This window comes from Sporosarcina sp. BP05, assembly GCF_014282005.1.
Taxonomy (GTDB): Bacteria; Bacillota; Bacilli; order Bacillales_A; family Planococcaceae; genus Sporosarcina.
Genome location: NZ_JACFTD010000075.1, coordinates 1 through 793, shown reverse-complemented (window position 1 = coordinate 793; position 793 = coordinate 1). Strand labels below are relative to the sequence as shown.

At 45.9% G+C, this 793-nt stretch carries 5 tRNA genes and 1 rRNA gene; all 6 read left to right on the top strand.

The window, feature by feature from the left end:
- The first annotated feature begins 78 nt into the window (after positions 1 to 78).
- Positions 79 to 194, top strand: a 5S ribosomal RNA gene (gene rrf, locus H2672_RS19185).
- Between the two features lie 44 nt (positions 195 to 238).
- Positions 239 to 313, top strand: a tRNA-Asn gene (locus H2672_RS19180).
- A 4-nt stretch (positions 314 to 317) separates the two neighbouring features.
- Positions 318 to 409: transfer RNA gene (locus H2672_RS19175), tRNA-Ser, on the top strand.
- Between the two features lie 22 nt (positions 410 to 431).
- A tRNA-Glu gene (locus H2672_RS19170) sits at positions 432 to 506 on the top strand.
- A 63-nt stretch (positions 507 to 569) separates the two neighbouring features.
- Positions 570 to 645 (top strand) — tRNA-Val (locus H2672_RS19165).
- A gap of 24 nt (positions 646 to 669) precedes the next feature.
- Positions 670 to 744 (top strand) — tRNA-Met (locus tag H2672_RS19160).
- The last annotated feature ends 49 nt before the right edge of the window (positions 745 to 793 follow it).

Here is a 793-nt window from a genome sequence, read left to right as displayed (position 1 = left end):
CAAAATTATTTGTTTTGTAAAAACGCTTGCAAGTTCTAACGAGATATGCTATAATTAATATTGTCTTGTGGAAAATAGTTCAGTGACGATTGCGAAGAGGTCACACCCGTTCCCATACCGAACACGGAAGTTAAGCTCTTCAGCGCCGATGGTAGTTGGGGGTTTCCCCCTGTGAGAGTAGGACGTCGCTGGTCTGTTAATCCAAAAGAAAATACTTATTGTATATTCTTACTATTATTCCGCAGTAGCTCAGTGGTAGAGCAATCGGCTGTTAACCGATCGGTCGTAGGTTCGAGTCCTACCTGCGGAGCCATTTAGGAGAGCTGTCCGAGTGGCCGAAGGAGCATGATTGGAAATCATGTAAGCGGCTAACGCTGTTTCAAGGGTTCAAATCCCTTGCTCTCCGCCAGATTCACATAAATAACAATTAAGGCCCCTTGGTCAAGCGGTTAAGACACCGCCCTTTCACGGCGGTATCACGGGTTCGAATCCCGTAGGGGTCACCATTACTTTTTTGGAAAGAGTATTCCATAAAGGCATGCTATGTGTGATGAAACAACTTTTACCCAGGAGGATTAGCTCAGCTGGGAGAGCACCTGCCTTACAAGCAGGGGGTCGGCGGTTCGAGCCCGTCATCCTCCACCATTATATTTATAGAAATAACATTGTCGCGGGGTGGAGAAGTGGTATCTCGTCGGGCTCATAACCCGAAGGTCGCAGGTTCAAATCCTGCCCCCGCAACCAAATTTTATCATGATGTAGCAAATTAAGCTCATTATCAAATTAATACTTA